The organism is Paenibacillus massiliensis subsp. panacisoli DSM 21345 (assembly GCF_000426545.1).
In the GTDB taxonomy this organism is placed as follows: Bacteria; Bacillota; Bacilli; order Paenibacillales; family Paenibacillaceae; genus Paenibacillus; species Paenibacillus panacisoli.
The window spans coordinates 140,513-153,969 of record NZ_AUFO01000009.1 but is presented as its reverse complement, the minus strand read 5'-3'; the positions used below and the strand labels follow the sequence as shown (position 1 = coordinate 153,969).

Annotated in this window: 11 protein-coding genes; 5 read left to right on the top strand and 6 right to left on the bottom strand. The window is 49.0% G+C overall.

Annotated elements, in window-relative coordinates; all coding sequences use genetic code 11:
* Window positions 1-55: 55 nt before the first annotated feature.
* Together K331_RS0107390 and K331_RS0107385 are read left to right on the top strand one after the other, a co-directional pair.
* Window positions 56-892 carry a formate/nitrite transporter family protein gene (locus K331_RS0107390; protein WP_028589782.1) on the top strand — a complete coding sequence of 279 codons (837 nt, stop codon included), beginning with the start codon at window positions 56-58 and terminating at the stop codon, window positions 890-892.
* Between the two features lie 442 nt (window positions 893-1,334).
* A complete protein-coding gene (locus K331_RS0107385; protein ID WP_226383547.1) occupies window positions 1,335-3,584 on the top strand; it encodes a molybdopterin-containing oxidoreductase family protein in 2,250 nt (749 codons plus the stop codon).
* 543 nt (window positions 3,585-4,127) lie between these two features.
* On the opposite strand, the gene K331_RS0107375 is transcribed toward K331_RS0107385, so the two are convergent.
* The 4 genes from K331_RS0107375 to K331_RS0107360 form a co-directional block, all read right to left on the bottom strand.
* Entirely contained in the window at window positions 4,128-5,363 is a 1,236-nt protein-coding gene (locus K331_RS0107375; RefSeq protein ID WP_028589779.1) for a DUF4179 domain-containing protein, read from the bottom strand.
* Entirely contained in the window at window positions 5,344-5,934 is a 591-nt protein-coding gene (locus tag K331_RS0107370; protein ID WP_028589778.1) for a sigma-70 family RNA polymerase sigma factor, read from the bottom strand. Before K331_RS0107370 ends, K331_RS0107375 begins: the two co-directional genes overlap by 20 nt.
* A 192-nt stretch (window positions 5,935-6,126) precedes the next feature.
* The gene (locus tag K331_RS0107365; protein WP_028589777.1) at window positions 6,127-7,128 is read right to left on the bottom strand and encodes a hypothetical protein; all 1,002 of its coding nucleotides are present in this window, start codon (window positions 7,126-7,128) and stop codon (window positions 6,127-6,129) included.
* A gap of 24 nt (window positions 7,129-7,152) precedes the next feature.
* Complete coding sequence (locus K331_RS0107360; RefSeq protein WP_028589776.1) at window positions 7,153-8,190, bottom strand: hypothetical protein; 1,038 nt, start codon at window positions 8,188-8,190, stop codon at window positions 7,153-7,155.
* A gap of 266 nt (window positions 8,191-8,456) precedes the next feature.
* On the opposite strand from K331_RS0107360, the gene K331_RS0107355 reads away from it, so the two are divergent.
* From K331_RS0107355 to K331_RS0107340, 3 genes are all read left to right on the top strand, one after another.
* Window positions 8,457-9,713 (top strand): MFS transporter, encoded by a 1,257-nt coding sequence (locus tag K331_RS0107355; RefSeq protein ID WP_028589775.1) that lies wholly within the window; start codon window positions 8,457-8,459, stop codon window positions 9,711-9,713.
* A 268-nt stretch (window positions 9,714-9,981) separates the two neighbouring features.
* Window positions 9,982-10,512, top strand: a complete 531-nt coding sequence (locus tag K331_RS0107345; RefSeq protein ID WP_028589774.1) for a GNAT family N-acetyltransferase — start codon at window positions 9,982-9,984, stop codon at window positions 10,510-10,512.
* 222 nt (window positions 10,513-10,734) lie between these two features.
* Window positions 10,735-11,730 carry an ABC transporter substrate-binding protein gene (locus K331_RS0107340; RefSeq protein ID WP_028589773.1) on the top strand — a complete coding sequence of 332 codons (996 nt, stop codon included), beginning with the start codon at window positions 10,735-10,737 and terminating at the stop codon, window positions 11,728-11,730.
* A 346-nt stretch (window positions 11,731-12,076) separates the two neighbouring features.
* Here the strand turns inward: K331_RS0107340 and K331_RS0107335 are convergent, their stop codons facing one another.
* Together K331_RS0107335 and K331_RS0107330 are read right to left on the bottom strand one after the other, a co-directional pair.
* Entirely contained in the window at window positions 12,077-12,625 is a 549-nt protein-coding gene (locus K331_RS0107335; RefSeq protein WP_028589772.1) for a GNAT family N-acetyltransferase, read from the bottom strand.
* Window positions 12,626-12,721: 96 nt separating this feature from the next.
* Window positions 12,722-13,411, bottom strand: a complete 690-nt coding sequence (locus K331_RS0107330; protein ID WP_028589771.1) for a hypothetical protein — start codon at window positions 13,409-13,411, stop codon at window positions 12,722-12,724.
* Window positions 13,412-13,457 lie beyond the last annotated feature (46 nt).

Here is a 13,457-nt window from a genome sequence, read left to right as displayed (position 1 = left end):
TGAATTACATGAATAATTGGGAGTTATAGAAGCAAGCTAAAAAGGAGAGAGAGTTATGGCAACCTATAAACCGGCACAGATCGCGGCCAAAACCGTAGAGACCGGCATGCATAAGGCACACAATTCCTGGCAGACAGCTGCTATTCTTGGATTTTTGGCAGGCGCGTTCATTTCACTTGGCTTCCTACTCGATATTCGCGTCATTGCGAGTGCACCTGCGTCCTGGGGTAGCTTTGCGAACTTTATTGGTGCAGCAGTGTTCCCAGTCGGACTGGTGCTTGTATTATTGGCGGGCGGAGAGCTGCTGACAGGCAATATGATGGCAGTGCCTCTGGCTCGTATGGCGGGGAAAATTACAACAGGTGAAGCGATGCGCAATCTTGTCATCATTACCCTCAGTAATTTCGTGGGAGCGTTGTTCGTTGCTTACTTCTTCGGGCATGTGCTCGGCCTCACAGGATCTGGTGCCTTTCTGGAGAAGCTGGTCGATATGGCCGGACACAAAATTCACGATAGCTTCCTACAAGCCTTCATCTCCGGTATTGGCTGTAACTGGTTGGTAGCACTTGCGGTGTGGCTGTCTTACAGTACGGATTCCATCAGTGGCAAGATTCTGGGCATTTGGTTCCCGACAATGGCATTCGTTGCGATTGGGTTCCAGCACGTTGTCGCTAACATGTTCCTGATTCCAGCAGCAATCTTCGAGGGCTATTATTCCTGGGGCGACTATATTATGAACTTCATCCCTGTATGGCTTGGCAATTTAGCAGGAGGGAGCATATTCGTAGCAGCGGCATATTGGATGGCGTACTTGCGAAAGACACCGCACACGTCTGCAATTACGGTCGAAGAGCATCCGATGAAGGGCGCCGCGGCTGCCGAGCAAGTATAGCGAGCAAAATTAAGTTGCATGGAAGTGACATCAAGGTGCATGGAAGCAGTATCAAGGTACATGAATAGAAGCAATAGATGGAAAGAGTAAGTGAACAATAACAGCCGCTAGATGTACGGAAGCACATCAAATCGCTTTTTACAGCAGCATCAATTGTATAGCTGAGAGCAAGCCTTCTAAAGTAAATGTTCTACAAACAACAAATTCGCCATGCCAGGTTCGGGGGAACGAAACTTGGCATGGCGAATTTTTTTGGGAGTGGTCCATGATATGGCATTAGAGGGAGTGTGCTCTCGCCTCTTGCTGCCTTGATTCTCATTACCCAGAGACACTCATGAATGAAACAGTCGGATTTTTTATTTTTGGTGGATACTTCAAATTTTTAGTATGATAGATAAAATGGAATTCGATGTAGGACAGGACTGAAGGGAGTGCCACAGAGATGAGCAGCAAAATTGTTGGGGATGCAGAGCCCCGGAATATGCACTTGGACGGAGACCGTACAGCGGCACTCGGGAGTAATGCAGTTGATAACGAAGCGGTCGAAGGGACATTCACGCCTTTGAAGGAGCAGACAGATGGAATATTTCCGGCAGTATGTCCGCTGGACTGTCCTGACACCTGTGGCTTGCTGTTACATAAGCAGAATGGACGCATCGTGAAGGTAACGGGCAACCCTGAGCATCCGATCACCAAGGGAGCCATTTGTAATAAAGTCCGGCATATGACCGAGCGAGTCTATCACCCCGAGCGACTACAGTATCCCATGAAGCGCGTTGGCGTTAAGGGCAGTGGCCAATTCGAGCGCATTAGCTGGGATGAGGCTATAGCAGAGATCACAACCCGCTTCCAGGGGCTGTCCCGCGATTACGGGTCCGAATCCATATTGCCATATAGTTTCTATGGCAATATGGGCATGCTCAGTGTGGATGGAATGGATCGACGATTCTTTAACGCTCTGGGAGCCAGCCAATTGGAGCAGACCATCTGTAATTCGGCAGGCACGGCTGGCTGGAAATCAACAATGGGCTTCAACGGTGGTGTGAGTCCAGAGGATACCGAACAAGCAGAGCTGATCATCATCTGGGGAGCCAACCTGATCAGTACGAATATGCATCAGGTGGTTCTCGCCGAGAAGGCAAGGAAGAAAGGTGCGAAGATCGTAGTCATCGACGTGCATCGCAATCGTACCGGTCAATGGGCTGACTGGTTCATTCCACTCTATCCGGGGACAGACACGGCCTTGGCGCTCGGTCTGATGCACCTGCTGTTCGAGCGTGGCTACACGAACCAGGATTTCATGGAACAGTACACCGTAGGACATGAGGAGCTACGGGAGCATGTTCGGAGTTATACACCTGAACGGGTCGCCCGTATTACGGGTGTATCGACTGAGGATATTATGCGCCTGGCAGATTTGTATGGTACCTCCAAGGCCGCTTTCATTTACATTGGAAATGGTCCACAGCATCATGACAATGGGGGCATGAATGTACGTACTATTGCCTGTCTGCCTGCACTGACGGGACAATGGCTGAATCGTGGGGGCGGTGCACTCAAGGGGAATGGTGGTTACCATTCCATGAATGATGTGGCACTGGAGCGTCCTGAGCTACGTCCGAATCCTGACGCGCGTGCAATTAATATGAATCGAATCGGGGAAGCCTTGCTTGAGACGGAGCACCCGATTCGCGCCTTGTTCGTCTACTGCAGTAATCCGCTGGTCGTAGCCCCAGATACCCTAAGGGTACAACAGGGCTTTGCGCGCGAGGACCTGTTCACCGTCGTGCATGAGCTATTCATGACAGATACGGCCAAGTATGCCGATATTGTGCTGCCAGCAGCGTCTTCCTTTGAAAGCACAGACCTATATGCTTCCTATTGGCATCACTATATTCAACTGCAGGAGCCAGTCATTGCACCAGTGGGAGAGAGTAAGACGAATGTTGAGCTGTTCTCGTTGCTGGGCAAGGCAATGGGATTTGATACGGAGGCATTCGAGGAGAGCCCAGAGGAGATGATCCGGGGGGCGCTGAACAAGCCGGACAATCCGTATTTGCAGGGAGTGACGCTGGAGGCGCTACAGGAGCAGCGATTCGTCAAGCTGGATATGTCGGCGCAGTCCGAATATTTAGATCGTCTGAACACGCCTTCAGGCAAAATTGAGCTGTATTCGCAAGCTTTGGAAGCTGCAGGCCTTCCTCCTTTGCCTACCTACATTCCTTTGGTGGAGGGCTTCGACGGTGAGAAGCTGACTCAGCAGCAAGAGCAGGAGCAAAGTGGGTTGAAGCAGCAGGCGGAGGAGCTAGTGGAACGAGAGCAGCCAACGCGTTATCCGCTCATGTTCATTTCACCACCGAACCACAATTTCCTCAATTCGAGCTTCGGCAATGTAGGCAAGCATCAGCAATTGGAGAAGGAGCCGCAGCTCCAGCTTCATCCTGTGGATGCAGCAGTTCGGCGTATTGTGGACGGGGACCTACTTCGGGTATGGAATGACAGAGGTACCTATGAGCTGCGTGCTAAAGTAGTGGACGCCATGCTGCCAGGCACAGTCGTCAGTCAAGGACTCTGGTGGGGAACGAAAGCTGGCCAACGGGCTAATTACCTGACCTCCTCTCGACTGGCCGACATGGGGAAGGGAGCGACCTTTTTCTCTACTCTGGTCGAGGTCCATAAGCATGAAGCGTAAGAGCGCTGTGCCGAAAAGTAAAGGAGTCACGCTCCGCTCCTGATCTGATCAGGTTGCTCAGCTTCATCATGATGTCGTCAGGGAGGAAGAGACCTTTGCAGCTGTCAAAGGGGCTATCCCAAAAGCCATGTAATGGTTTCTGGGACGCCTCCTTTTTTTGAGTAAGATCAACGTGTGCACTTGAGTGGACGCTCCGCGAACGGACCGTTGTTTCAATCGCTGTGCTCTCCAGATTTTTTTCATTCCCCTAAGCGGTGAAAATCCGGAAACCAAGGCGACCGCTACCGCTTTTCCACAATCAGTCCGTCCTCTCCACTGTTTAAGCGGAAAACGAACATGGAAAAAGTGAAGCTTGAGGTCGGTTGGCTTCCGCTTGCCCATAAATATGCTGAAGCAAGCCACGGTGGACCAAAAACGCAAGGCCGCGATACTCCTACAACAGGAGAATCGTGGCCTTGTTGTCTGTTTACTGCCTCTTGAACAAATATGGGCTGTTTCTTTTGTTGAAAATCTACTTATGAGACAGCCCCTTTTGGAATTTTCTTATTCAGAGGCTTCTTTATTATCGTACAATCCTTGGAGTTGATCTGAATCTATGGGAATGATCATCTCCAGCTCTTTCAAATACATTTTCTTTATATCTCCATTGGCGTCCCTTGCAAAGGGCCCACTGTTCGTGTAGGGCTCCTGCATGACGGTAAGAAATGGCTTGATCACGATATAGGCTGGAGGAGCTTGGAATCGGTCATATAATAATAGGTAGTATTCCTGCATATGCCTATCATCCTCGAAATCTCCAAATGCTGAAATCCAGTCCAACCGTCTGCCTTGATCATCCTGGATGTCTAGCATGAACTGTCGATACTTCTCTCTGCTTTCAGGGGCATGATGCTGTAGCATCAAGTTGTAGCTCGTAGAAAGCGGTGTGAATGTGATCTTCTGGAGTGTGAGCGTGACTTCGGATGTCTCCTTGACGATGTTCAGTGTATGTTCATAGTGATCCATATTGTTTTTAACTGGAAATTTCAACGTGTAAGGCTTGTCTACGCCTTTCAGTCTGATCTGAACTGTAAGCTCGAATTCCTCCGGCATGTTCTGGCTATATTGATGAGCCCTGGTATAGTTGTGAGTCTTGAATAAGACACCGTTAGGATCGGCTCCCGTGCTTGCTGTCAGGCCAGGGGCGTCTGGAGATTCCCCGTTGACCATCCAGCTATAGTGTTCAATATCCGTTTGGAGACTAGAGACCACATCCGTATTACCCGCAGTAGATATTCCACTTGAGGATTGACGGTTGCTAGTATCCACATCATATTGAGGTTCACGCATCACGGTGAACATCAACACTCTACCATCATAGGCAACCTGCGGGACTCGCAAGGTGATGCCATCATGTGTATCACTGACCTCAGGCTCCGTTAGCCGTCCTTGCTCATCAGCGGTCTGCACACCAAGATGATCCATCACAGCAAGAAGTCCTCCAACTACGGGGAGCTTGCTTAACGCATGTGCAAAAGATGGAGAAAATAAGCTTGCTAAAATCAACATCAGCAGCAATGAGGCTGCAGCCGAAGTTGTCACCAGCATGCCTCGCCATATATTGCGTTTGTACCCAGCTTTTTTTCTGACCTCTGCAGCTTGGTGTTGAGTTATGTCGGTAGAATCCACATGAGCCAGTGTGTTGAGCCAGATCCTCTCAGTCAGCTCCGGTGGGCATTCCAGCTCTTTGAGGGAACTGAGAGCAGAATTTGACGGGTACTCATGATTGCTTTTGGACATACACGTTCTCCTCACTTTCCGTTTCTAACCAAATGGAATGCCTTCGAAGCTGCTTCAGTGCCGAATGGTGTCTAGATTTTACAGTTCCTACCGGAAGGTCTAGTACTTCAGCAATCTGGTTGAGGCTATAATCATGGAAATATCGCAGCAAAATAACAATGCGAAGCTTGTAGGATAAGGAATGAACAGCTTGAAGCAATTCACGGCTTGTCTCCTGGCACACAATAGCGTGTTCTGTGTTTGGCCCTTCCGGGGTCAGCTCCAGCCGTGTTTGTTTCTCTATGATTCGAAATTTTCGCCACATCTTACGTCTCCAATCCTGGACTTGCCGGATAACCAAGCCGTGAAGCCAGGGGCGAAAGGGTCTGTCCGTATCATAATTACCAATAGAAGCCCACACCTTGATGTATATCTCATTCATAATGTCTTCTATATCCTGCTGATGAGTAGTAAGAAAGACTACTGTTCGATATACATCATGAACAGTAGTCTCATATAGATGTCGAAAGGCTGTCCGGTCGCCCTCCTTGATCTTCCGAATCCAGATACTGAATTGCTCCTGCTCCTTCAATGTGTTTCTCCTCCGCTTATATTCGTCACTATAATATATAATTCGTCGGTTTCTTGAATAAGGTTCAGTATTATGAAGTAAATGAGCCTGCGTAGTGAACTCTAGGATAAGGAATTTCTAAGGAGGGCCTTGTCAGTGTAAGCTAGGCCTTAGCTCACACTATAGGGTGTTCTCGTTTTTATCCAGTGGAGGTCACTGCGTACGTTCCATGATATAGAACTCCCCATTCGTATTGTACTGGCCAGAGACTGTCGGAGCTCCTGGCTTGGTGAAGTGGACAATGCCTGTCATCTTAGGGTCCTTCTTCGCCGTATAGCCGTTCAAGTCAAGTTGAAGTAAAGCAGGTGCTTGCTTGATGGCTTGCTTTAGCAGTTGGGCCTCGCTGATGCTATTGAGCTTTTTTAGCGATTGGACAAATTCCTCCTGCGAACCTTGTAATTCAGGGGCATCGACTTTCAGGATAACTCCTGTTGCTTTGTTAATGTCAATGTATACCGGGTTGTTACCGCTGCCAAAGGCGAGCTTATAGACCTCCTTGTCTCCTTCGCGAGTCAGCGAGGATTGACTTCGCTGAAGCTCTCCCTGCTTGACACCACTCCATCCCTTGAATATACCTTGGACCTTCTCAAGTATAGCCGGGTCGATGCTAGTATTCGTCAGAATTTGAGTATGTCGGGTTAGTTTGCCGTTATGAATAATGATGATATGATCCCCAGATCTGACGTATATCTGGATTTCGCCCTTATTCTTCTGATTCGAATGATCGATGGATAGGGATACCGAATCCGGCGTCTTGAACTCCACTAAAGCTTGTTTCATGACTTGCTGGATTTGTTGTTGATAGGCTGGCTTTAGTTCGCTCCACTTTTGCTCTATTTTTATACTACGTACTTTGCTATCTTTCATAAAAACCTGTGAGAATTCAACTCCTTTGACTCTTAGATCCCACAGCATTTCGCCATTGATCTTGGCCTGGGAAGCCTCGCCGATGGAATAGGAACGGCCGGTGAAATCCTTCAGAGCCTTCTCGGCAGCGGTGACAATAGCCTTGCTAGGCTTGCTCTGTTTGGTGGCAGAAGCTGATTTTGCAGCAGCCTGTGCGTTCGATCCTGGGAGTATAGCGGACAACGGGGTGCCTATAAGCAATCCTGCGGCTGTTAGAGATACGATGATTTTTTTAGTAATGTAGCGCATATGAAGTCCTCCTTATGGAATCTGTTATTGAGCTCGTTCCATCGTATAGAACTGACCACTCGCATTGTATTGACCAGTGATCTTGGGAGCTCCTGGCTTGGTGAAGTGGACAATGGCTGTCATCTTAGGGTCCTTCTTCGCTGTATAGCCGTTCAAGTCAAGCTGAAGTAAAGCGGGTGCTTGCTTGATGGCTTGCTTCAGTAGCTGGGCCTCGCTAATGCTATTGAGCTTATCCAACGACTGAAGGTAAGCTTCTTGTGATCCCTCCAGCTCTCCAGCCTGCACCTTCAGAATGGTCCCCGTTGCCTTGTCAATGTCGATAAATGCAGGGCTATTACCACTGCCAAAGGCGAGCTTATAGACCTCCTTGTCTCCTTCACGAGTGAGCCAGGACAAGCTTCGCTGGAGTTCACCCTGCTTAACACCCTCCCACCCTTTGAATACATCTTGTGCAGTCTTGAGGACTGCAGAAGCGATGGAAGCATTCGTCAGGATTTGAATATGTCTGGTAAGCTCTCCATCGTGAATGATGAGTATGTGCTCATTGGACCGGATGTAGAGCTGTGTCTTGCCAATATGATCCTGCCGCTTATCATAGGTTATGGATACATCGACAGATGTCGGTGTTATCTGTGACCCAAGTGTATTCATCATGACCTTCTGAACCTGCTGTTTATAAGACTCTTTGAGTTCATCCCATGGCTGTTCGATTTTTATACCTTGTACCTCAGTACCTTTCATGAGTATTTGGGAGTAATCTACGCCCTTTACACTCAGGTCCCATATTTGCTCGCCGTTGATCTTAACAAGGGAGGTATTTCCGATGGAATAGGTGTTGCCTGTAAGATTTCTAAGTGCCTGTATTGCAGAGTCGATTATGGGCTGATCTGGCTTGAATACCTTGATCTTCGTTGCTGATGCTGCCAATGCCAAGCTGGATGGCGTATAGTTCAGCAGGCTGGTATTCGCAGCCGAGGCTGGCAACGATGCAATCATGCTTGATCCTGCAAATAGACTAGCGGCAGTCAAAGCTACAATGATTTTTGTGGATTTTAATTTCATGTGTCTTACCTCCATTCATGATTACAGAGCCGTTGCGCAACGTGCTTTCACCCTTATCTTCGCTCAAGGTGTGTCAAAGGTTCACTGCAGTTGTCAAAGAAGAAGCAGGCATTAAGAAGAAGTGTGGGTATCTTGTGTCCTGGAGGATATGATCTGGCTTGCCGGTTTACAGAATTTGTGAGGGAACGTATGTACGAGATTCCTGGTCTGTGATACAATACGTGAATGTGATTTTACAACTTAAAGCCCAGGAGAAACCTATACCTATGCATGCCCTGATGAAGTACCCCACAGAAATCAAAATTTTCCTGATCGCCAGTCTAGTGAGTTCACTGGGTGGCTCTCTCATGTGGCCACTAGTGTCCATGTATGTATTTGATGAGCTTGATCGTAGTATGACGGATGCAGGCACTGTGATCCTGATCATGTCCCTCGGAGGGATCTTCGGGCAATTGCTGGGTGGTTCCATGTATCATCGACTGGGCGTCAAGCGGCTGATCGTCGGCTCGCAGGCACTGAATGCTGTCTCCTTGCTCATGCTGCCCTTTACCACAACGACCTGGTCGTTATTTGTCGTGATGATGGGCTTCGTCGGCTTCTTTAATGCGATGTCGTTTCCCGCCATTCAGGCGTTCATTGGATTCCGATTCGCTGACCGACGTGGAGAGCTGTTCAATGTAATTTATGTAGCGAACAATATCGGTGTTGCTGTCGGTACAGCCCTGAGCGGCGTGCTGGCGGACGTCTCCTATCACCTGAGCTTTATTCTGAACGGAGTGACCTCCGCAGTCTTTGCCTTGTTTTTCCTTGTGTACCTGAGCCGGATCGATCATATGGAAGGACAAGTACAGGCCGGTGGGAAGAAGCTTAGACATACAACGGATGCCCCTGTAGCACTGCTATTACGGGATGTACGGATCTATATGTATGTAGGTGTAGGCGCGATGTTCCTGTGGCTGGGGAATTCCGTCTGGAATACAGGAGTGTCACCTTTCATCATTGAGGAAGGACTGCCGAAGAGTCTATATGGCTTGCTATGGACGCTCAACGGAATATTGATCTTCGCTGCCCAGCCGCTTCTCTCCTGGATCAAGCGAACCTGGGCAGGTACCACGTCCCGCCAGCTTACGCTTAGCGGAGCATTCTACCTGTCAGCCTATATTGTCATTCTCTGTACAGGGCATTACCCAGGCATGGTGGCTGCGATGGTATTCGCCACATTGGGTGAGATGTTGGTTGCACCTGCTATACCGGCTTTCCTGTCTGATCACGGGGGAAGAGGGGCGCCTTTCTACATGGGCCTAGTTGGTGGTATTGGTGCCGCTGGACGGGTATTGGGTCCTTTCATGATGGGAGGACTGTATGACCATGGAGGTCTTGACCCTACTGTATGGCTGGCTGCTGGAACAGCTGTACTATGCGTGCTGTTCTTCCTCCTGCATGGCTGGCTGAACCGCAACCGGGCTGTAGTAGACCTACATGCTCCGCGGACAGGAGAGATTCAGGCAGGCAGCTCATCCTAAGGATATGTAGTAACATATAGTAGGATCATCTGGCAACATAAGCGGTACTGCAAGTGGTAATATAAGCAGTAGTACAAGCGGCAAGAACAAGTGATTAAGCACAGCTGGTTTGTGATTAAATGGAATATGGAATACGTGCACAAACAACTTGCGATTCTTGTACAGTTGTTGCTTGAACTGGAAGGAGGAGCCGATGTGCTTCTCCTTTTGTTGTGTTACAATGAATGGAAAAAAAGCTACAGCATTTATGTGAAGGGTTGGAAATGACGTGTCTATAGGACAATCGATTATTGTAAGAGATTCAGAAATCAAGGACGCTCCCGGGCTGATGGCACTTGATGAGCTTGTGTGGAATGAACGGACAGCACCGGCCTCATTGTCTTGGAAGACACGTGGAGAATATCTCCGGCATACTCCTCCGGGAACTCAGCTTGTAGCTGTGCAGGATGAGACCTTGTGCGGTTATGTAGGCTTTCGTCCTCCGACCCTTCTGGCAAGCAACAGTCATGTATTAGAGATTAATATTGCTGTGCATCCCCGATATCAGCGGCAAGGAATTGCTTCAGCGTTAATGAAGGCTTTGTTGGAGCTGGCTGCTCAGCGTGGAGTTAAGAAGATTAGTCTACGCGTCCTCTCCAGCAACATCAGTGCGCTTAGCTTTTATCAGAAGTGTGGATTTGTGGAAGAGGGGCGTCTCTTCGGGGAGTTCTATATTGAAGGACAATACGTAGACGATATTCTGATGGCGTATTACCTAGATGGCATCTATTCCCGGATCACCTGGCAAGAAGGCTCATAATTGTAAACGGATGCAGAGAATTGCTTCGATACGTTATTAGGCGAAATGCAGGGAGAGTATAGACCTGAATCTGGAGGGTGAAATAGGCGCTAGTAGTTGCATCTAGCAAAAAACAGATGATAGTCGAGGCACACTTGCTTCGGCTATTATTGACATAGAGAATGATAATCATTACCATCTATATTGTACTAAACTTTATGGATGGAAATGAGGAACGTAATTATGGCAAGTAGAACTGGAACACGCCGTATGCGCTGGGTGCAGGCGATGATGAGTCTGGTGATCATTCTATTGCTGTCAGCTTGTGGTCAGGCAGCGAGCACAGGCACCACGGATACAAGAGAACAGGCGCAGGAGCAGATACAAGAGCAAGACAGGGCTGTAGTAGACGGGATGGGACATGAAGTCATGATTCCTGCGAAGCCAGAGCGTGTACTAGCCTCATACCTGGAAGATCATCTGGCTGCGCTGGGTGTGACTCCAGTAGCACAATGGTCCGCACATTCAACTTCGAAGCAGGATTACTTGCAGGATGCCTTGGGGGATGTTCCATTAATTGATAGTAAGCTGCCACCAGAGCAGGTTGCTTCTTTCCAGCCTGATCTGATCATTGTGGAAAATGCGGCCTCCGTTGAGAAGGGGCTCTATGAGCAGTATCATGCCATTGCTCCAACCTATGTATTGAGTGAAGAGGAGACTGGGGATTGGCGGAAGGCCTTCCTCAAGGTCGGAGAGCTGTTGAACAAGAAGGCAGAGGCTGAACAGCGTCTGGAGGAATATGATCGTAAGCTTCAGGGAGCGAAGGAGCAGATCCATGCAGCGATTGGAGACGAATCCGCTATAGTGCTATGGGTAACGGAGAAGAATGTATACATGGTTGATCCAGGCAGATCCAGCGGAACGGTGCTGTATCAGGATCTGGGGATCACCAAGCCAAATCTGGCGCAAGAGCTAGAGAGCACAGGAGCGAACTGGATGCCTGTATCTCTGGAGAAGCTCGCAGAGCTGGATGCCGATCATATCTTCCTGGTGAACAGCGAGGGTGCAGGCACTGCAGAAGCATTAAAACGCTCAATATGGCTATCTTTGCCGGCGGTCAAGGCAGGACATGTATATACGATGCCAAAGGAGCGAAGCTGGCTATATTCCGGTATCCTTGCTAATGAGGGCATTGTGGACGATGTATTGCAGTCGTTAGGAGTAGAGGCAACTAACTGAACAAGCTCCGCTGTTGAGGAGATGACCAATTAGATGGCACAATAATTGCCCTGCCCTATGGGCTTAAACCAGGTGGGAAGTATCCTATGTCCTATGGCGAGCAATAGATGGGAAGTATCCTAAAAAGAGCTTGATGGAAGTTTGAGCTTTATATTAGAAGTTAAGCTTGATCCCCAAAAAGGTATGCTGACGTGTAACAGTCAGCATACCTTTTTCAATAACATCCTATGGTACTGGGAAGAGTAGTGCTCTATGCTCACATCTGAACCCAGGTGATGGCTTAAAAGATACTATACGCAATATTCCTCTTATAAAATGAAGAGCGCGCTGCACTGCATCCAGGTTCTTATCGCAGTTGCTTCCACTCGGATTGGAGCATGCCATATACGGCATGATTCACATAACCCTGCGGCAGCTTCTCTGCTTCGCGAATAATCCCTTCCAGCACAAATCCCAGTCGTTCCGGAATTCCACGGCTACGCCGGTTGGCGGTAGCGCAGCGAATCTCGACCCGGTGCAAATCAAGCTCTACCAAGGCGTGATCTACGAACACACGACAGGCATTCGTCATGATGCCTTGTCCCTCATATCCATGCCCCAGCCAGTAGCCAATGCTAACTGAACGGTGCTCCCAATTGATTGCGTGGTAAGAAATGATGCCAGCTAATTCCCTGTCAATCCATATTCCAGCGGTAATGGCGCCCTTCTCGGCGGCCATCTGCAGAGCCCCCTGCACATACTGCTCGGTATGACTTATCTCGGTGGTATGATCTACCCAGGGAAGCCACTGTCGAAGACGCTCACGTGACAGCTCGGTCAATTCGAATAGGGGTTGAACGTCCTCGCGCGCAAGCGGCTTCAGATATGTTCGCTCGTCCAGCGCGTATGTAAACATAATGGATACCCTCTTTCTATCCTGAAGTAGCCTGTGATCCAGTGCGGCGGCTCATCTATAGTTATGCTACATGATTCCGTCATACTCGTCAAAAGACTACGGCACTAGCCGAATTTGACCTACCTGAAATCCCCTATCAACGTAATCGTAATCTATCTCAAGGTCGGCGACATACTCCGATGGGAAAATGTGCCCAGAGGCGTGGAGTGTCAGCTTCTGAGGAGACGTAGAATAGATCTGATAGGAGTGAAAATTAATCGTGTCCGAGAATAAGGACGGATCGGCATAGAAATCAGAACGATCACGGGTGGAGCTGTAGTTCTGACCGTCAATTTCGATATCCCACTGAACGGTAACCTCGCCCACATTGACCTGGGTCTGTACCCGTTGCTCGATAGCTTCCTGTGCCATTTCCACCGGATATTCCATCATCGTATGTGGATCAACTACATGAATCTGCTGTACCTCGACTCCTGTCCCGGATATTTGCGTAAGAATGGCAATAATCTCCGGTTGTCCGTCGCCTGTGACATCCTCCAGAAAGAGTTGAGGCTCCGCAGTAGGCTGGGCAGAGCCTGTCCAAGCATACTGAGCTGAGCGCTGCCCGCTCTGTAGTGTGACACGCTGAAACACCCCCTGCTTAGCAGGACCGCGGAAGAGCTTGACAGATGAATCCTCTGAAGCAACAGCATGCAGCTGCCTTGGCTGCATCTGTGCGATGGCTTGGATCGGGTCGTCCGATGAGATCATGACGGACCATACGAGGGCGACTATAAAGCTGAGCATAACCCGACTCCTTTCATGATGTAGATCTGTCATTTTAGATTACGTT

Excerpts from the sequence above, each read along its gene's own strand:
- K331_RS0107360 (WP_028589776.1), bottom strand. The coding sequence starts at position 8,190 with ATGAAATTAAAATCCACAAAAATCATTGTAGCTTTGACTGCCGCTAGT.
- K331_RS0107335 (WP_028589772.1), bottom strand. The coding sequence starts at position 12,625 with ATGTTTACATACGCGCTGGACGAGCGAACATATCTGAAGCCGCTTGCG.
- K331_RS0107330 (WP_028589771.1), bottom strand. The coding sequence starts at position 13,411 with ATGCTCAGCTTTATAGTCGCCCTCGTATGGTCCGTCATGATCTCATCG.
- K331_RS0107340 (WP_028589773.1), top strand. The coding sequence starts at position 10,735 with ATGGCAAGTAGAACTGGAACACGCCGTATGCGCTGGGTGCAGGCGATG.
- K331_RS0107375 (WP_028589779.1), bottom strand. The coding sequence starts at position 5,363 with ATGTCCAAAAGCAATCATGAGTACCCGTCAAATTCTGCTCTCAGTTCC.
- K331_RS0107385 (WP_226383547.1), top strand. The coding sequence starts at position 1,335 with ATGAGCAGCAAAATTGTTGGGGATGCAGAGCCCCGGAATATGCACTTG.
- K331_RS0107390 (WP_028589782.1), top strand. The coding sequence starts at position 56 with ATGGCAACCTATAAACCGGCACAGATCGCGGCCAAAACCGTAGAGACC.
- K331_RS0107365 (WP_028589777.1), bottom strand. The coding sequence starts at position 7,128 with ATGCGCTACATTACTAAAAAAATCATCGTATCTCTAACAGCCGCAGGA.
- K331_RS0107355 (WP_028589775.1), top strand. The coding sequence starts at position 8,457 with ATGCATGCCCTGATGAAGTACCCCACAGAAATCAAAATTTTCCTGATC.